We start from the raw sequence: 19,188 nt of genomic DNA on the forward strand, positions 1-19,188 counted from the left end.
ATCACCAACCTAAAAAAGAGTTTCTTCTTCGCCAACATCCATAGTAAACTGTAAATTATAATCGTTCTTTATTCTGTAATAATTCTTTGTATTTTTACAATGCGGAAACTGGTCACATGCCCAAAAAGCTGTTCCATCTCTATTATTAAATCTTAACTTAAATACACCTTCCATACAATTCGAACAACTTACTTTACTTAAATTTTGGATATCAAGCTGCGATTGCATCACAGCCAAAGGAACAATTGAAATTTTTTCTGCTCCACTTTCATATAAAACTCTAGCACATTCTAGAGTAGTTGAGCCACTAGTAAGTATGTCATCAACAATTACTATATGCCCCTTTACATTTCTCCTTGATGCAAAAGCGTTTAAAACATTATTTGCCCTGTTTTCCCAATTTCCCGCTGTCTTCTGTTTAGGATAATCTTTAGTTGTATACAAAATATCTGTGTCAATAAGACCTCTATAATCATTTAAATTATTACTATTTAACAAAAGACCCAAATGATTTTTCCCCATAGGTTTTGGAGGTACAGTAGTAATAATATCTATATCACCCCAAAAATTTTTAGCAGTTTTTAAGTTTTGATTCAATATCCTAGCTAATTGGTCAGTAATCACTTGATTACAATCCTTTAACTTTAAGAGTTTATTTGTTAAACAATGAGTGTATGCCCTATGGTCCTTTGAAGTAAAATAACGTCCTCCTGCAAGCAGAGATGCTTTTATGTCAGGAAATAGAGAATGACTTATTTCCCCCAGATTATATGTATATCCTGTTCCATTTAAATCTTCCGCAACCATTTCGTTATAATAACCTAAAATGGATTTAGTTAAAATTCCCTTTAGGTTCTCAGACTCCATTATAATATGATCAGGTAGCCCAGTGTGTTCCATATTAGATAAGTCTCTTGTTAATAGGATAGTAGACATACATTGATCATGAGCAGTTCTTACCATTTGTTGACTCCCTGTTATAATAGCTGATTCATAAAGATGCAAATCTATTTCACACAAATATCTACCTATAATAAAAAATGGATTTCTCACTTCTTTATATATAAAATTATTATGTATATCAAGACTCTCATAATAACTTTTATACCATGGATTTCTAAATATAATTATTACTTTTAGTTTTTTCAAATCTTGTTGAATAAATCTCCTATATTTATTATCACTGTAATAGGATTCATGAATATTATCAGCATCAATAATTATATTTCTCAACTGATTTAGCTGTATGAACATGATTTTCTCCTCCAAATAAACTATCTAATAAACTAATCAACTCGCTAAAAGAGTCCACAACATAATTAGGATTAGCAGCTAATATTTGCTTTCTGCTACAGTCCCCCCAAGAGACTCCAATTGATGTCATTCCCGCATTATTAGCAGATAATATGTCATTCATGTGGTCTCCTATACTGATTACTTCCTCAGGTAAAGTTTCTAAATAATCAGCACACATTAACATCGGATCAGGATAAGGTTTCCTTCTCTTGCAATCATGATATGCAATTAATCTATCATACATAAAACAATGGTGTTTTAACATTTTCTCTGCATAAGGTCTTGGTGAATTTGTAACTATGCCTAATTTACTATTCCACTTTCTTATATTATCTTCCAAGATATCCTTATGACAAATTGCTGAAGTAGCGTGTAAGTTTTGATAACAACTTTGCCACTGTCTATTGTCTCTAAACTCTCTTAAACTATTTGTATCTATTAAAGTGTTGTCTAAGTCAAATATTAACCCCTTGTATCCCATACTTTCTCCTCCCAATTAATTCTCAAAAACTCCAGTTAGATAAACATTTAAACTAGTTTTAGTTTATCATTTAGGGTTTCATTTGTTAATATATTCATATTAGATTAGAAAAATATTTGAAGGAAATACGAAAATCAAGAAAATTATTATTGCTGTTCCTTATACTTTTTCTCGGAATTGGTGGTTTAATTATCCAAAAAACATCAAAATCCCCGTCTCGTATCGGGATATTTTTACACCGTGTTGGTTTGGAATAATGTACTAGCCCTACAAAATTGAAAACTGTTTTACGACAGCAAATAACTATCTCTTTACTGGTAGAAGTTTATTTCTGCTTTCCTAAATAACCAAAGATGTCTAGGACAAATACAGTATCATCCCTATGTTATCTTTAGAATATTTTTTAGAATGTTTTCTATATCATTTTGCTCACGATAATTGATTCTAACTAGGTTTATATTATTCTTCGTAGTATATTCATTCTTAAGCATATCATGATACTGTTGAGTTATTAGATCGTGTTCTTCGTGTACCTGTTTATCATGGAACTCTCCATCATACTCAATTAGAAGTTTAAGACATCTTTTTTCGTTAAATATAGCAAAATCAAACCTTAGCTCCGAGCCTTTGACACCTAGCAAATCTTCAAATTTATACTCCCTTTCAAACGATATTTTATATGACTTTAAAAATAATCGTATTCGTCTAGCACCTTTGCTTTCTTTACACAAAGGACATCTCTGTCCATGGAGAAAATTATTTGGCTTGATATACCATGTATGATTATCGCACGAGTCGTTAATATGTTGGATCTTAATTTTAGTATGATTGTTTGAATAACTATCACTTAATACTCTATATTCTTCAAATGTTAAGGTTAAAACTTCTTCTTTAAATTTTTCAATGGTTTTTCTTTTATCATCAGCTCTCTTTTTATATGAACACTTCGGACAGCGCCTATTAAGTAAAAACTTATGCGGTGTAACGGTATATTCAAAATTATCACAGGATTCATTATTATGTCTTATGCTTACCTTTTTGTCTGTTCCGTTATATCTGCTTAAAACTGTATATTCGTTACCAACTAACTTGAATACCTCTATTATAAATTGTTCATGAGTTTTGGTTGTTTTTTTGTGACTACGTTTATGTCTACATTTTGGACATCTTTGACCACTTAGAAAATGAGCTGGAGTCATTAGAAATCCTTCAGTGAAGCCTTGTGAACAGGTTTTATCATTATGTAAAAATCTAATTTTTGTCTTAGCACCAATATAATGTTCAATTACTATGTATTCATTTTCAGTTAAATCAAGTACTTGCTGAACAAAATCTTCATGGGTTTTTTTAGCCATATATACCTCCATTTAATTACCAGTAGAATAGACCAGCATTGTTTTGATCTCCTAAATTGTTATCTTTCATTATTTTCATTAATCTTTTCCTCTTTCTTATCACACTCCAATGCTCCTAATAAAGATGAAACTCCTTTTTTGTTCTCTTTTACAATTTTTCAATCCATTAACAATCACTGCTTGTTCTTATTATCTGTATATTTCTCACAATTATTCTAAAAAGTTATGTAGCTATTAAAACAAAAGTATTGCAAATAACATTAAACAACAATGGATGAATTAATGATGACAAACGAATTACAAGTAATTCACGAACAAGAAGTATTAGGTAAAGGATTTAAGGTTTATGGAGATGCAGATAATCCATTATTCTTAGCGAAAGATGTTACTGAATGGATTGGTTATGATCCAAGTAGCGTAAATAAAATAATTTCCAATGTAGACGATGATGAAAAGCTGATGGCAGGATTGTTTACCACAGGTCAAAAACGAGAAATGTGGTTCATAACAGAAGATGATTTATATTAAATTACAATGGAGGCACTAATGATGACAAATGAATTAACAGTAATGGAACAAGATGAACGCAAAATTGCACCTATCTAATTTCTTTGTAGAACGAACTTATATTGATGGATTGAATCGAGTAAAGCCCTGTTCTTCACCTTTTTGCGCTGTATTCCGCATATCGTTCACCATATTACAATATTATTCCAAATTGACTCGTATTTCATGACAAATGGCATGATCCATTTCAGCTGCTTTACCTTTTGATATCCCTCTCTCTTCTAACAAAAAAGAGAACAGCCATATGACTGTTCACTTCCACTATATCTTTTAACTTACATTTATATTACAAATATCTGTTTCTATTCATTAATGACTCAATTAAGTGACACCACCAATAATTGCACCCCCCTACAATTACTCTACCTGCAGAACTTGCCAATGACGTTTTATATGCTAATGAATCATTTATTACTAACTCAATATCTGTTATACGATTATATGTGCGGCCTATATATCCTCCATTTTTATAAATCAAAAGCAATACTACATTAGATAACTTAATATATCGTTTACTTATCAACATATACAATAATTTTCGGAGACAATTATCTTTAATACTCATCAATTATTTGTAATAAAGTAAGAACCTTATCCTCGAACAGCATATACGATTGCTCTTGAATCCTATGTCTTGGGTATTCCGCTTGAAACCACTTATCAAAAATCACTTTATTACCTGTTAATTTACGTTCTAATTCAATTGCCCGAAATACTGAAGACTGTTTATAAATAGCGCCTTCAATCTTATAATAAGGAAAACTTTCTGACCTGCTCCACCAATCTACAACTCCGTTTGTAGAGAAAACCATAGCTATTTCTAACTTGCTTGATTCTACCCACTTTTTAGCTACAAGAACCCATGATGCATTATACTTTTTACTTAACCTCTTAACATTTTTTATTGTGAAATCCATACAAGAAATATCTTCTATGAATTGTTTATAAGGTAAAAGTATATACGTTGCAAAACTGTTAGCTTCCTTTTCTAAGTGCTTATCCATCTTAAATTTGCTTGTTTCATTTACATCATCTAAAAAGCAGAAGAAATTATTTTGTGCGTGATGTGGCAATATAGCATGAGCTATTTCATGTGCTATTGAGAAATTAATTCTTCCCCTTGATTTTTTCGTAGAATTCACAATAATTACAGGTGCTTTCAATGTACAATCTCTCACTAAACACGCATCAAACTGTTCTGTTTCCAGTTTCTTTACTATTGTTTTTATCCCTAAGTCCTTAGCCAATTGAATTACATCTACGACCTCTTCATTTGGATGTCTTTCCTTATAATATTTAACTAGATAATGAGCATAATCTTCCCACTCCCACTGTTCATTCGCAGGTGGAATAAATACCTCATTATAGTTAAGTATCTTAGCTTCTGATAATTCCTTAACTCTTTGCGTGATATAATTTTTATCATTTTCCTTTAGCTTATTTATTTCTTGTCTAGCAGCAATTGCAAAACCAGATTCCATCTCGCTTTTAAATCTATTTAAAGTATTAATAGTAATGTTCCTTAAGCTCTGGGACATTACTGCTTTATTACGAGCAAAATTTTTATATAAACGTTCTAACAAATTAAAATCCCAAGATTCTTTCAAAAATCTTTGTACAGTACTTAACTCAATTAAATCTGCAATAAACTCAATAACATGCTCTTCTTCACTTCGATTACATTTTTCAAAAAATAGAGCTAATTCTTCTAACTCACCCTTATTTTTGGACCTAATTATTCTTTGTATTTCTTGATTAAAATGATACTGAGCAGTTACATTTTTTAATGCATTTTGAATCACACAAAAATAAGATTGATTTTTTGACGAACTTAATATCAACTCTTTAATCGGCATTCGACTTGATTCAATAATATGTACAAAATTCTCCCTAACATAGTCAGCATCTAGATCTATAGCTTTGTTCATATCCCAAGAAGCTAAAAATGCCATTAAAATGTATTTTGCTTCTTCATTATTTAAATTCTTTATCATTTCATGTGAAATGACATCTACTAATAATATCTTTTCAGCAATTAAAAAGGTTACAAGGTAAGAAAATTGGGGAAGAATTTCATGACATTGGTTTCGAATTAATTCACAGTAATATTTTGGAACTTGACTAGTTAATTCAACATTTTTTTTAAAGATAACCACTAAAGGCTCTTTCCACCCTACTGAATTATCGTAAAATATCCTTTCTGATAATTTTTGCAGTGCAACTTCTCGAGGAGTAGTTCTCAAATATTCTTCAATTATATCTACAATTTGAGATGATGTATTTTCCACATAGGGGTTAAATACAATATTATCAATCCTCAATTAACTCACCCCCTTTAAATCATCTAACAATACATCTTCCCACTTTTCTCCATCCCATTGTTGAAAACCGATGATTTTAATTGCATTTTCTTCCGAAAACACTAACATTCCTTTATGTAATTTTTGCCCAACAGGAATACTTCTAGTCACACCTGCCGTATTTTTTATCTTTTTAAAATTAGAAGTATCTTTAATTCTCATTAAAACTCGATAATTCATCCCTCTGATATCAATGCCATGAGTATGCATTACTCTAGGACTCTCTTCCTTAAGTTCTCCATTTGTTGTACAGTATGCACCATCTCCATAATGAGGAACAAAGGATAAGCTATAGTTAATACAATCGATACATAGACAATGTGCAACAGAAGCTATAGACTGACTCGATGACATCTTGAATAAATCTGCTGATGCCCAAACATATCTATAAATAATAGCTTCTGATAAATCTACTTTTTCTGCTTCTAATGTTGTTTGACTTTGTTCTAAATCTCTCATTTCAAGTAAGCCTTCAACAGTTTTTTCTATGTGAAGATGCGAGTGTTTTTCATTTCCCCACTGTTCACAAGTCCCACATCTATTCATATCCACATTCGTTCCCCCTACCTCAAAACAAGAATATACGTTCGCTTCAGATCAACTAAAACATACTAATTATACCATATTATTCTATGAAAAAAACTTAATTAATTTTAGATTTTAAAGGCATATACGAATCCACTATTGTTTATTCTCAGAGCATCTAATCTAGTAGTACTAATTTCCATTATACAGTCAGTTAAGGACATAATTTTGTGGTCACAAATGGTCACATAAATTACAATAACCTTTACTTTTTTAATAGAATTCCGTTCATACAAACCCATGACAACGCCTTTAAATCAACATTTCTCCCGTATCTCAGCAGGGAGAGCGCCACCTTGACAGGGTGGAGGTTTTGAGTTCGATCCTCTCCGGGGTCATAGTTGTAGAAACCGTGTCAAATTAATGTTTGATGCGGTTTTTATTTTCCATTGACTTAACATTGACTTGACGCAGGGTGGCGGTCGGCTGCAACGGGTAGTTATACGCCTCCCATTTCGTTTTTTCTATAACACTTAATAATGAAGGAACACGTTTAAAGACATAGTGACGAATATTCGCTACACAAACGATTGACGCTTTATTCGAGAGATTCTATCATGCCAAGGTAGCTGAAGGACGAGCTACACGCACTTTGCATCAGTATAAAGAAAACTTCTGATACTTTATATATTTCCTCGATTACAAAGGTCTTAGCAGTAAGATAGATACAATTACGACTGATGTAATCCACAATTACATAGTATTTATGAAGAATGAGAAAATTAATACCGTTTGAAGACCAAAATTACAAATCTGATGATTGTAAAACAGTTAGTCTCTCTCCTTCAACGATTAATACACGGCTGAAGACATTACGAGTGATGTTACGCTTTTTAGTTGATGAAGAATTGATTGAGTGTAATCCTATGAAGCAAATAAAAAACGTAAACGAACCACAAGAGGAGATTGCTGTACTTACAGTTGATGAATTACGACGTTTACTTGATACTCCAAATAAACAAAGCTATAGCAATTTTCAAGATTACGTTATTATGAATCTCGTATAGACACATTCTTCCGTATCAGCGAAGCGCTGTCACTTACAGTTCACGATATTGATTTTTCAATAGTAACTACCTCCGATTGTTATTGAATTCTTTTTCCTATGCTTAAATCCAATCCCTGAATTACTTCGTAACGTTAATTTCAAAAAAGCTCCAAAACTTCTTATTCGTATATCTTGGAAGAGACGCAGGTAGAGGGGTGTCCAGCTACTACTCGTCTCTCACGCTATTAAATACGACCCTAAGTCGATTTTGTAACGGAGAAACTGAAAATAACGCAAAAAAGACGTGAACCAAGGTTCACGCTTATATTTCAATTATTCTGCTATTATTTATTCTTCTTCGTCATACATAAAATGTTTAGCTATCTACCACCTAGCCTACACTCTTAACTTTTGAAGAATTTAAGATACTTAACATCCTCATCTTCAAAACATCTTCCTTCCGATTTTTTGTTAGCAAAGGTGAAAAACTCTTTTGCTATTTCTAAATCACCCAATTCATACGCAATTTTTCCTGAAATAAATTCTTTTTCACCTGTATCAATACGCATAAATCCGGTTAAAAACATTTTATCTGACCATTGTTTTGCTGTCTTAAAATCCTTTACAATAAAACAAGTATCAATAATATCATTCACTAAATCATAACTTTCATTATAAATACCTTTCGGATTAGGCAATACACTCCAAGCCTCTTCTAATAATATAATAGACTCATTATGATTACCTTTAACAAATTCATCATTACTCTGATTAACGAGACTTTCGAATTTCTCTTTTATAGGTGATTGTAATATAGCCATATTGCTCCTTCTTAAATAATATCTTTAATCAAATCAAAATATTTATCATCTTCTTCAAAAAATATCTTGTAACCTTCTAGCATGTATGCTTTTAATAAATATTCCTTAGCTTTTTCAAGTTCTCCACATTCGAACAAGCTTTCTCCAAGTCTCAATAAAATCAATGGATTCAAAATACCGCCTGGACAATTTAAAGCATTATAAAAATTACTTTTTGCCATTTCATAGTCATCTTTAATAAGATAAGTGTCGCCTATTACTGTATATAACCAAGTACTTGCTTCCCAATCCGTCTTTGGTGCTGGCACCATTTCTAAAGCCACTAAATATTTCTCCAGTGCTTGATCAAATTGTTCTACTTCAAATAGCATATCTCCCTCTTCACACAGTTGTACAATTTGATTGTATACTTTGTCATCTAGTTCCAATTCCCTTTACCTCCAATTATTTTTTTGTTGGTGGCAAATATCTCTCACCTAATTTAGCGCCTGCTGATCTATTTAAACTAAAATAATCTAATTCATAATTAACAGAATCTAGCATCCAATTTCTAACTTCCTTAGACTTTGCTCCATAATGCCTACCAATAATATTCCACCACGAGACAGCATTGGTTAGATGAGCCATATCTGATTTACTAAGATCATACCATACTCCATCACTTGCCTTAAATTGCATTTTACTTGCACGTGTTGTCCTAATTCTTGGTGAATTTTCATTTTTCATTCTTTCTATTACTTCACGGCCAGTTCTTGTTTTCTTTCCAGGTGTCTTTCCTACATATTGTTCTCTTAAACTTTTAACTTTTTAATGAAGAAAATAAAATTCAAATTACAAAAAGTATTAACAGAGAATAAGGATAAATCAAAACAAACTGGTTCAAATACTAAAGGTAATAAGTCTTTATGCGGTAAATGAAATGAGCAATGGAGATATTAAAAGGGCCAATATTGAAACACTAGCTAAAGTATCGTATTATTTCAAAACAAACGATATTAGAGAATCATTCGTGATTATAATAGAAGATGAGGAAAATGCTGAATAAGGACAGCTTTTTGATAAAATTTTTCCGAGGTCGGGAACCATTTGGATATATAAGGTCTAAATTAAACCTATTCGAATTATAAATTTTGTTATCCCGTAATGTTCCTTACATATTTGTCCATTAAAAACCAATTTAAACCCTCATATTATCTTTTTATTTGTTATAATTATATTCTAATATATTAATTAAAGTGGATGAACTAATTGATACATATGGTAATAAATCTAGGAATCTGGTTATGAAATTACAAATAGCTCGTGATGACTTAGATAAAATTACATTTGATCACTTTGATTATAAAAAAACCTTAAAGTCGTTACAGAATACTGGGAATCTCCTACGTATAATAGAATGTAATTAGCATCAATATTCTTATTTGAAAGGTGGTGATTGCTATGATGATTTTTGATGATATCAATATACCTATTGCTCTCTTTTTCTTGTTTTTCATTATTTTTCTTGGGAACAAAGGAAAAGATGCCAGTACGTTATGTTTATCACTTTTATTCGGTGGGATGGTGGTGGATTACTGGCTAAATATAAAGGGACTAAACGATACGTATATTAGTACAGCTTGGAATGTATTCTATTGTATTATAATGATCATTCTAATACCTATAATGATTCATAAGACTATTAAAGATATAAAATACATAAAGGCAAAAATAAAAAGAAATCGAGCTATATAAAAATGCGACCGCCCGTAATAGGCGGTCTTTTCTACATTCATTAAGGTGCGTTACTAACGTATATTTACATAAGTCGAACCAGCCGTAATGTATTGCGTATCCCCTTTCGAATTGTGCACTAAGTATTAAAGCAAACCGTTCACGTCGACCTTGGTGTCGATTTTACACATATACAGGCTTATATACGCTAAAACGCTAGATGCCCCTCTACGTCTTAGATCTGAAGTTTTAAATTTTGCACGGACTTTTCGGACACATTGCAAACCACCCCACCCCCCCGAAAACCTCCCCCGCCTTAAATAAAAAAGCTGATATATTTGTCGACTACATTTTAAACGATTGTAACTTATCTTCAATTTGTTCTACCATAATTCCAATATATAGTAACGTTACCAACGGATGACTATGATTTAATATCTTTTGCAACTCCGCTACATCTTTGTGTTATTTATATATAGTACCAATGTCTAAATAATTTTCTTAGCAAATGATTTCCCATGCTCTGTACTCCCGCAAAATCTACGGCTTTGTTTAGATGACGATACGTTTACGTTGTTGGTGATATCATTTTGTCTACCTTACGAGTTGGAAATAATGTTACTGCCAATGTAAACTATCAAGTGCATTTCCTACTCATACTATATAATATATTAATCCAAGACTCGGGGAATAACATATACGAGTGTAAAGAAATAAAAGAAATACTTCAATCACTCCCTATAGGGAAGCAGATTGAGGTTCTTGAGAATCAAGCTTATTTTGAAGCTGTGGCAAAGATGATTGAACAAAACAATTTAATTCTTTTAGAACAGATGAAAGCTCTACAGCTAATTCAGAAATAACAAACTTATGATTGATTAATTCTACATATGCTTCCATATATAATGTCTCTTTATCTATACTACCAGCCTCTGTTTTTGCAGAGGCTTTTGTTATGCGTGGATTCATATTTTGAATTTGAATAGTTTCTTTTACATGTATGAATAGATCTTCTAATAATCCTGGTGTAGACTCTAATTCCTGTTTTTCGATTTCCTCTGTAACAGCACTTATAAATTCCCATAGTACTTTTGCGCCTAGTAGTTCTGCTAATCGTTTTTCACGCATTTCAAATTTTTTCATATTCATGTTTAAACACTTCCCTTGTCTAATTTTTTTATAAATGCTTAATAAATTGTTTTGTTTTAGGAAAAGAATATAGAAATGATATTCTCGCTCTCTAGATTACACGTATTGTGACATTAATCATCAAAAAAAAGTGTCCAATCAAAATTTAGTACCTTAGCTATATTCTTTGCAACAGGGACACTTGGATTTCTTTCACCACTTTCTATCATTGCATACATACTTCTAGATATTCTTGCCTTATATGCAATATAATCTTGTGTTTTCTCTTTATGTTTACGTTTTTCCAATAACCAAAACCTCATTATTCCCCTTCTTCCATTGTCACGAAATGTGTAACTAATAATCATATTACATGATAAGATTCATAAATTCAATGTTTTTTACACTTTTCGTGTACTTTATTAAACGTTACATATTGTGACGTTATAATTGATATAGAAAACATCTGAAAGGAGGTAACATATGTTTGGCACAAGATTACATACTCTTCGAAAAGAAAGAAAACTCCGTCAAGAAGATATGGCAAAACAGCTAGGAATTGCACGAACTACATATGCAATGTATGAACAAGGTAATCGGGAGCCTGATTATAATACATTAATTAAATTAGCTGCTTTCTTTGAAGTATCTATTGATTACCTCCTCGGTACAACTGAGATTAGACAAATTACAGACATACAAGATTCTGAGCTTCATCAATGGTTTAAAGATATAAAGAACGCCCCTTCACAAAAACGTGAGGAATTAAAAAGATTTTGGGAGTTTATAATACAAAAAAAAGACTAGTATACAAAAAGGGGCTTCACCACGGTAAGGTGGAGATTGCCGATTCAAGGTCAGTCGGGATTATGGCTAACCCTTTTTATATTAAAGGGGTTTAGCTACGTATAATCAACTACTAAAATAGGGAAAACAACAATTTCTGAGCAGAAATAGGGTAGGAAATTTGATTTCATGTTTTCTATTCTTTAATTGTATCAAATAATAATATTTTAAAGCCAACTATTTATTTTTATAACTTACCTTATTCAAAAGAAAAGGCACACCATTTATGGTATGCCTTTTTAACCAACCTTTGTAGCTACTTCCAACTGTATATTGAAAATAAGGATAAAAACTACTACTCTCTAATTCTTTATGACTATGCTTTTCACTTTGATAAATCAAATAATAATAATTAAGAAATATAGGGAAAATTATATTTATTGGTTGATAATAAATCATAATTTATGGAATTAAACCGAACAATTGATAGGTGAACTCTTTCTGATATTGGAAAGATTGGTCCCGTAAATCAATTTATTCTTTCTTAATTATATGTAGGACTTCAATTATTTCCTCTAGTTAAAGAATTTGTTAGATAACTATTCTTCATCGAATTAAAGAAGTCTAATAAAGCAAAGGATATTTTCTATATTTATTTCCAAAATCGTCATATAGTTTGTTGCTTCTTGAACTTATCAATGGTAGACATTATTCTACACCTGAGTCAATATTTTAAACATCTAGCTTCCTCTAGAGTGATAAATATTGGTGCACACTCCAGGAATTTATCGTCAAATCTTTGACATTTTATTTTTTATGGGATTTCTTCCAATTTTAAAACATTTAGATAACATAACAAACCTCGATAAAATTATGCTTTCTAACTTAGTTTTACAAAAAGCTTGTAACCTAAGTCTAAAAATCTACCTCCCTGTATACAAGTTACATTTATATAATTGTAAATATGTGATAAAAATTTTATTTATTTAATAATTTCATTCCTCTCACACGCTTCTAAAAAGGGCATTCTTAAAAAATTTGCTTCACCCAACCAATTTGTTTCTGCATATTTTTTTTTTGCCTTGAAAAATTCTATTGGTGAAATTCCATAATTCGCACTTTCCTCAATTATTTGCTGAAGCCATGCTTTCCCCTTATTTTTCTTACGCAAGATATCTTTATATCGCTCTTCTATACCAAATATCTCTTTCCAAGTTTCTACTTCTTCTTGATGCTCTACTGAGTTTATCTCTAGCTCGATTTCTTGAGGAGTTATAGATGAAATATCATTATTTAATAATTGAACCTCTATAGTGATATCACCAGAATATGTATTATAAGGATAAAAAGCTTTTCTTCTTTTTTTCTCTGCTGAGTGTAACGGATCCTTTTTTAATTTATATGAAGAATTGCACTCATGACACATAGGAGCTAAATTTTTGAAATTAATTGCACTAAAAGCATATATCGCTTTTGGCAAATAGTGATCATATGCTTCACGTGTAGAGCTATAAGGACCTTTTAAGTCATGTAATCCACAAAAAGGGCAAAGCTCTTCATCATTTTCTTTTGTAAACTGTTTATAGTGATGATCAATATCACCAATCTTATTTTTAACATCTGTGAGATCAATTACATTTTCAAATAAATTAGTGAAAAATTCTTTTAATTCAACTGCAATTTCTTCATTGAATTTCTGCAGCCCAGAGTATGTTAAAGGTGTGTAATCATTACTGTTATTACAAAGTTCTTCAATAGAATTGTTTTTTATATACCAATTCTCTAAATTCTTTATCTCTTCTTCAGTAAAGTTCCTAAAACAGTTATATACTTTTTCAATAGGTCCATACAAATGATCCTTTTTAATTCTTGGATTGTTATGAACATCTAAAACTATTTGTTTTAAATCTGGGCAGCCATTTAATTTTTCAATTTTAAATTTCCCCTCAGCCTTACACCATACCTGTAAAAACAGAAAATCAATATACATTTGCATTTTTTCTATGTCATGAGATATATACTTATAACTGAAAAGCATTATGCGCCATCTCCATTGTCAATAATTTTATTAATAAAAAGAACTTTTTCTACTGAATCCCCTAGGAGAGCATTAGTTTCTTTTATGATTTTCTGTCCACTTTCCCCCTCTTCAAACCGTTTCTTCAATTTATCGAGTTCCTGCATCGCATAGTTACCAATTGTTTCTGACTTACCAAAAGCCTCTATTGTAATTTTATTTACTGAGGCTCCTAGGGTATTAAAATCAGGTCGTGATACTTCCACACCCTCTCCACTTAAAAATTTATTAAAGAGTAAAACATTTTCTTTCCTGCTATCAGATATTAAAAAAGGTGTATGGGTAGTTATAAGTATTTCACGCATAACATTTTGGGCATTTCCTTCTTTAAAACAGTCGCGAAGCCGGGAAATAAACTTTGATCTCCAATCAGGATTGAAATGAGTTTCCGGTTCGTCAAGAAGAAACAGACAAGGTTCATCTTTAAATAAAAGGCAAAGCCCAATTGAATGGATAAACTGATGTTCCCCGTCAGATAATAATCTTGTATATACAACTTCATCTACTTCATCTTTATCAAGACGAAATTCTTTTATCCGAAAAATACTTTTTTCATCTAAAGAAATGGAAGTCATATCCTGCTTCAGATAAACATTTTTTGATTGATAAATTCGATCTCTTACCCTTTGATCAATAATATAATAGTTCAATGTATACAATATTTGAAAAGCCTGAAATAGCTCTAAAGGGGAATTGTTAAAGTGAAAGCGAAATGCTTCTTTTGTAGCTTCATCAACAGAATAATCAAGAATTAAATATTGTTCTTCTCCATCTTCATTATAGATAGTGTGTTTTGTAGTAGAACACTTTTCAAATTTCTCAATTGTATCGATGAGCTTGGAAGTAAGCTCTTTTTTAGTCTTACTAGGATTTTTTTTATCATTATCAGATAACGCCAAAAAGATTTCTTCATGTACATTCTCATAATGATGCTTCCCAATTAGAAGACGAAATTCTTTTACCCCTTTAAGATTTAATTCATGTTGAAATGGGTACAACACTTCTTTTGTTTGTAAAATAAGATTACTAAGCAAAATAGCCTGACTAAAATGCTCATCTAGATATATTAATCTACCTTCAGGAACTTGATCATAAAAATCATCTCTAATGAGACGATCTCTATATTCATCAAAATGAATAAAACGCATTTTGAAAAATGGCAGGCTTAAAATTTCATTTTCGCCAGAAGAATAAGCTAAAACAAATTTAGGAAGAAAATCTTTTACCTCTGTTCGATTTAAGATACATTCACCTTTATCATCAAAATTCTTCCGGTTTAACCACTTTAACTTAGGAACTTTTTCAACCTCTTTAATAATTATTATGTGTGCATGACCCTTTTCCTGTTTATTATTCAGCGATTTTGGTACAGGTATAAAGTACTCAAGTTCAAATGCATTGGGGGTTGAACTCTCTCCTCTAAATCCATTTGGATTTTCTTCTTCGTCATATCTAAAGCTTTCAGGTCTATATCTTAGATATACGCATTCAATATGATAAAAGATAGCTGCCAATGCTTCTAACACATTAGATTTTCCAGTACCATTTGGTCCTGTTAGAATATACGGGTTAAAATTCCCTGATTCTCCATAGTCCTTCACTCTTAAAAACTGTACCTCGAACCCTTTCTGTAGCCTTCTGAAACCTTTGGGGTCATTTATTTTCATACGTATTAGTTTCATATATTTAACCTCAATAATATTTCTTCCTTTTCTTTATCAAAAACTTGAGAGAGGAGAGGAGATTCTCCCTCTAACAGTGTAAAAATTATTTTTTTTACCTCTTCATACTTTGGAGGCTCCTTATAGGAGACTGCCTCTAGACTTTCCCACAAATCGTCGAAAGCAAATAAATTACCTGACTTTGATTTTACAATTGCTATCAACTCTTCTTTAGAGAACCTTTTTACAGTTTCCAACATAGAAGAAGTTCCTCCTAAATCTATTTTATCATTTTTATATTCTAATAAATTATTCATAGAAATTGTACTTAAATCCAACTTACCCGAAAACGCATCATGACTAAGAGAATTATATAATCTTTCCAGCTCCCTTAAACTCATCTCATATTTTATTCTAACAGATTCTATATTTTTTACAGATTGGGAAAATTTTTCTTGAATAGAAAGAGGAGGAATAACGACCATTAGCTCCTCAACAATACTAGGATTAATGCTTTTCATAGCAGTACCCCTCGCTGTTTTTTCTAGAACTCTTTTTAAAGAAGAATTTGTAATTTGATGTTGAAGAAAAACTGGTCTGCACCCATTGTTTATTCTAATAATTATATTTTTATTTCCACATAGTAATCCAAATGAGTTATCTTGAACTACTGCAGATTTTCCTATTTCTCCACTTCTACCAAGGACAATATCTCCTATACTTAAATGATACTTTGTTAACTTATTGAATAGCTCTGTAGGGATGGTTAACTTAAGATTCGGCTTAATTTTACCATCTTTAATATCGCTTGGATTAACTAATGGATGTCCTCCTTTAATATAATCTACTTTGTGTAGCAAGCCATTAGGAAGGCCTGTTATTACATCAGAAAAACTACTAATCCTTTTCTTCTCCCACCTCTTTTCATTTTCCAACGGATCCCCAAACATGTGTTGAAATGTGCTCTTAACTAGCTCATCCAGGAGGCATAAGCTCTCTTTACGTTGAGCAATCAATAACTCTACTTTTGATAAAACTGTATAGATACGAATTTGATCATCATAATTTTCCGGGATAGGAATTAAGATATTAGCAATATGCTCATCCTTCAAATTATTGATTTTCACGCCTTGTACAAATCTCTCTATATTTCGTCTATAATGAGGTGTTTTTAAAAAATGTTTTAAATATCCAGGATATAAGGTTTTCTGTGGACGAATTAATTTACAAAAGGCGCCGAATGAACCGTTAAAATCAGCATCAAAGAAAATACTCTCTCCAATTCCTTTCTTACTTCCGCTCGATGCAGTTAATATAACATCCCCTTTTTTTATAAGTTGTTCATTTTTTATTTTATCGCTTTTAATATAAATTAAATCCTTCTTATTAAATCCTTCTTCAGTTATGTTATTTGCTTTAATAAGTGGGATAAAGTCCTCTATTAAATGAGATGATATTTCATTTGAATTATAAGAAATACCTCTAAATTGTATTATGTGTTTGCCTAGTTTCTCTTTTTTCATTTAATTAACTCACCTAACTCTGAGATTCCTTTTACAATTTCATTTTCAATAACGTGCAGCTTCTGTAAAATTAATGAAGGTGCTTCATACTCCACAGATTCAAATACATCTTTCTTATAACTTGCTAATGAAAGATTATAATTTTGTTCCACAATTTCAGTTTTGGGTATAAAAAAGTGTTTTTCTGTTCTATCTACATCATTTTTAAAATCACTCTTTTTGTACTTAAGTATAATATCTTGTAAATCGCCATAGCCTTCTAATTTAGTATGTTTACCATCCAAACTATATCCATCAGCTTGCATATCATAAAACCAAACTTGTTTGGTTTCGCCACCCTTTGTAAAGATAAGTATAGCTGTGCTTATTCCAGCATAAGGTTTAAAGACCCCGCTTGGCATGGTAATAACTGCTTTTAGCTTTGATTTTTCAATTAAGATTTTACGAGCTTCCACATAAGCTTTACCTGTACCAAAAAGTATACCTTGAGGAACTATAATACCAGCAGTTCCCCCTTTTTTTAGCATATTAAAGATACGTTCTATAAAAAGAATCTCTGTTTTCGTAGTATTTAGCTTTAAGTTACCATTTATTTCATCCTTGTCAATGATTCCAGTGAAAGGTGGATTGGCCATTATAATATCAAACCGGTTTTCTTTGTTATACCCCTTACTTAAAGTATCTTTGTGATCAATATACGGCATATCAATTCCATGCATCATCAGATTCATGAGTCCTAAACGCACCATAGTCACATCAATATCACATCCAAAAAGACTTTTTTCTAGTACATTTTTTACGTCCCCTGTCAACAAATCACTTACGGAATTTTGAATAAAACCATCTTCATCAGGTTGCAACTCCTCTTTCTGTTTACTAAGTTGTGTAATGATGTATTGATAAGCACCTAACAGAAAACCACCAGAACCACATGCTGGATCGGCAATACGATGACCAAGTTGTGGATCTACAAGTTCCGTAATCAGTTTGATAATATGACGCGGTGTACGAAATTGACCATTTTTACCAGCAGTAAAAACCTTACTAAGAAGCATTTCATAAACATCACCCTGAATATCTTGGATAGTTTGATTTTTTTTATTAGCATTCTTCTCAATCTCCTGAAAAACTTCCTCTATAGATTTAACTATCTCAACCAAAAATGACGCTTCATGAATGATAAATGCCGCATTTTTCATGTGTTTGGTAAATAAGGATAACTCACCACTAAGTTCTTTTAGAAACGGAAAAACTTTAAGCTGAACATGGGAAAGCATCTCTTCTGCTGGCATTTGTTTAAAATAGCTCCATCTTAGAGTTTCTTTCTTCACTTCCTCTTTTGAACCAGGGATAATAAAAACGCCATCAAATTTAGAAAGATAGGACTCACCCGTAAACTTTGTATGAGCTTTATTTTTTATATCAAGATCATCAATACGTTTCATAAAAAATAAATAAGTAATTTGTTCAACAGCTGTTAAGGGGTCAAATATCCCCCCCCTCCTACATTTGTCCCATAATTGGTCAACTTTTTTCTTTAAATTTGAATTATCTTGTAACATAGTATAACCCAACCTTTCAAGTTAATTTAATCCCCACTAATTTTCCACACAACAATATTCCATGAATTCCCTATCAATAATAGCGAATAGAGATTCAATCAAATTTCTTTCTTTAGCCTTTTCATATTCTATAACAAACTTTCTTAGAAGATATAGAAAATCCAATCGTTTTAAATTAAGACTAAAATAACAATCAAATTTTTCAGTAAAATCCTCAGGAAAGTCTTTTAAAAATAAATTGTAATTACTAATACCATACTTTACATTTATATATTCATTATAAGT

At 31.3% G+C, this 19,188-nt stretch carries 18 protein-coding genes; 4 read left to right on the forward strand and 14 right to left on the reverse strand.

Going from position 1 to position 19,188, the window contains the following annotated elements; all coding sequences use genetic code 11:
- Positions 1-9: 9 nt before the first annotated feature.
- The 3 genes from AC3WTI_RS22185 to AC3WTI_RS22195 form a co-directional block, all read right to left on the reverse strand.
- Entirely contained in the window at positions 10-1,254 is a 1,245-nt protein-coding gene (locus AC3WTI_RS22185) for a ComF family protein (RefSeq protein WP_492304422.1), read from the reverse strand.
- Positions 1,214-1,777 (reverse strand): HAD family hydrolase, encoded by a 564-nt coding sequence (locus tag AC3WTI_RS22190; protein WP_492304423.1) that lies wholly within the window; start codon positions 1,775-1,777, stop codon positions 1,214-1,216. Before AC3WTI_RS22190 ends, AC3WTI_RS22185 begins: the two co-directional genes overlap by 41 nt.
- A gap of 380 nt (positions 1,778-2,157) precedes the next feature.
- Complete coding sequence (locus tag AC3WTI_RS22195; RefSeq protein WP_492304424.1) at positions 2,158-3,132, reverse strand: putative endonuclease domain-containing protein; 975 nt, start codon at positions 3,130-3,132, stop codon at positions 2,158-2,160.
- 285 nt (positions 3,133-3,417) lie between these two features.
- Between AC3WTI_RS22195 and AC3WTI_RS22200 the strand changes: the two genes are divergently transcribed.
- On the forward strand, positions 3,418-3,660 hold the full coding sequence (locus AC3WTI_RS22200; protein WP_492304425.1) for a BRO-N domain-containing protein: 243 nt from the start codon (positions 3,418-3,420) through the stop codon (positions 3,658-3,660).
- Between the two features lie 593 nt (positions 3,661-4,253).
- Here the strand turns inward: AC3WTI_RS22200 and AC3WTI_RS22205 are convergent.
- Complete coding sequence (locus AC3WTI_RS22205; RefSeq protein WP_492304426.1) at positions 4,254-6,020, reverse strand: ImmA/IrrE family metallo-endopeptidase; 1,767 nt, start codon at positions 6,018-6,020, stop codon at positions 4,254-4,256.
- Positions 6,021-6,611: a hypothetical protein gene (locus tag AC3WTI_RS22210; RefSeq protein WP_492304427.1), complete on the reverse strand. Its 591-nt coding sequence runs from the start codon at positions 6,609-6,611 to the stop codon at positions 6,021-6,023.
- Positions 6,612-7,510: 899 nt separating this feature from the next.
- On the opposite strand from AC3WTI_RS22210, the gene AC3WTI_RS22215 reads away from it, so the two are divergent.
- Positions 7,511-7,651, forward strand: a complete 141-nt coding sequence (locus AC3WTI_RS22215) for a hypothetical protein (protein WP_492304428.1) — start codon at positions 7,511-7,513, stop codon at positions 7,649-7,651.
- Between the two features lie 385 nt (positions 7,652-8,036).
- Here AC3WTI_RS22215 and AC3WTI_RS22220 read toward each other — a convergent pair whose 3' ends face one another.
- The 3 genes from AC3WTI_RS22220 to AC3WTI_RS22230 are packed head-to-tail and all read right to left on the reverse strand — an operon-like array spanning position 8,037 to position 9,179.
- The gene (locus AC3WTI_RS22220) at positions 8,037-8,453 is read right to left on the reverse strand and encodes a hypothetical protein (protein WP_492304429.1); all 417 of its coding nucleotides are present in this window, start codon (positions 8,451-8,453) and stop codon (positions 8,037-8,039) included.
- A gap of 11 nt (positions 8,454-8,464) precedes the next feature.
- Positions 8,465-8,881, reverse strand: coding sequence for a tetratricopeptide repeat protein (locus tag AC3WTI_RS22225; protein WP_492304430.1), 417 nt, complete (start codon positions 8,879-8,881; stop codon positions 8,465-8,467).
- A 16-nt stretch (positions 8,882-8,897) separates the two neighbouring features.
- Positions 8,898-9,179, reverse strand: coding sequence for a hypothetical protein (locus AC3WTI_RS22230; RefSeq protein WP_492304431.1), 282 nt, complete (start codon positions 9,177-9,179; stop codon positions 8,898-8,900).
- A 714-nt stretch (positions 9,180-9,893) separates the two neighbouring features.
- On the opposite strand from AC3WTI_RS22230, the gene AC3WTI_RS22235 reads away from it, so the two are divergent.
- On the forward strand, positions 9,894-10,187 hold the full coding sequence (locus AC3WTI_RS22235; RefSeq protein WP_098251677.1) for a hypothetical protein: 294 nt from the start codon (positions 9,894-9,896) through the stop codon (positions 10,185-10,187).
- Between the two features lie 717 nt (positions 10,188-10,904).
- Here the strand turns inward: AC3WTI_RS22235 and AC3WTI_RS22240 are convergent.
- Positions 10,905-11,315, reverse strand: coding sequence for a hypothetical protein (locus AC3WTI_RS22240; protein ID WP_492304432.1), 411 nt, complete (start codon positions 11,313-11,315; stop codon positions 10,905-10,907).
- A gap of 113 nt (positions 11,316-11,428) precedes the next feature.
- Positions 11,429-11,617, reverse strand: coding sequence for a helix-turn-helix transcriptional regulator (locus AC3WTI_RS22245; RefSeq protein WP_492304433.1), 189 nt, complete (start codon positions 11,615-11,617; stop codon positions 11,429-11,431).
- Between the two features lie 160 nt (positions 11,618-11,777).
- On the opposite strand from AC3WTI_RS22245, the gene AC3WTI_RS22250 reads away from it, so the two are divergent.
- Positions 11,778-12,101: a helix-turn-helix domain-containing protein gene (locus AC3WTI_RS22250; RefSeq protein ID WP_492304434.1), complete on the forward strand. Its 324-nt coding sequence runs from the start codon at positions 11,778-11,780 to the stop codon at positions 12,099-12,101.
- 961 nt (positions 12,102-13,062) lie between these two features.
- Here the strand turns inward: AC3WTI_RS22250 and AC3WTI_RS22255 are convergent.
- The 4 genes from AC3WTI_RS22255 to AC3WTI_RS22270 are packed head-to-tail and all read right to left on the reverse strand — an operon-like array spanning position 13,063 to position 18,903.
- Positions 13,063-14,118, reverse strand: coding sequence for a hypothetical protein (locus tag AC3WTI_RS22255; RefSeq protein ID WP_492304435.1), 1,056 nt, complete (start codon positions 14,116-14,118; stop codon positions 13,063-13,065).
- Positions 14,118-15,839 carry a restriction system-associated AAA family ATPase gene (locus AC3WTI_RS22260; protein ID WP_492304436.1) on the reverse strand — a complete coding sequence of 574 codons (1,722 nt, stop codon included), beginning with the start codon at positions 15,837-15,839 and terminating at the stop codon, positions 14,118-14,120. Before AC3WTI_RS22260 ends, AC3WTI_RS22255 begins: the two co-directional genes overlap by 1 nt.
- Entirely contained in the window at positions 15,836-17,341 is a 1,506-nt protein-coding gene (locus AC3WTI_RS22265; RefSeq protein ID WP_492304437.1) for a restriction endonuclease subunit S, read from the reverse strand. The genes AC3WTI_RS22260 and AC3WTI_RS22265 overlap by 4 nt, the downstream gene beginning before the upstream one ends.
- Positions 17,338-18,903, reverse strand: coding sequence for a type I restriction-modification system subunit M (locus AC3WTI_RS22270; RefSeq protein WP_492304438.1), 1,566 nt, complete (start codon positions 18,901-18,903; stop codon positions 17,338-17,340). Before AC3WTI_RS22270 ends, AC3WTI_RS22265 begins: the two co-directional genes overlap by 4 nt.
- Positions 18,904-19,188: the final 285 nt, after the last annotated feature.

This window comes from Bacillus sp. EB106-02-03-XG38 (assembly GCF_058792175.1).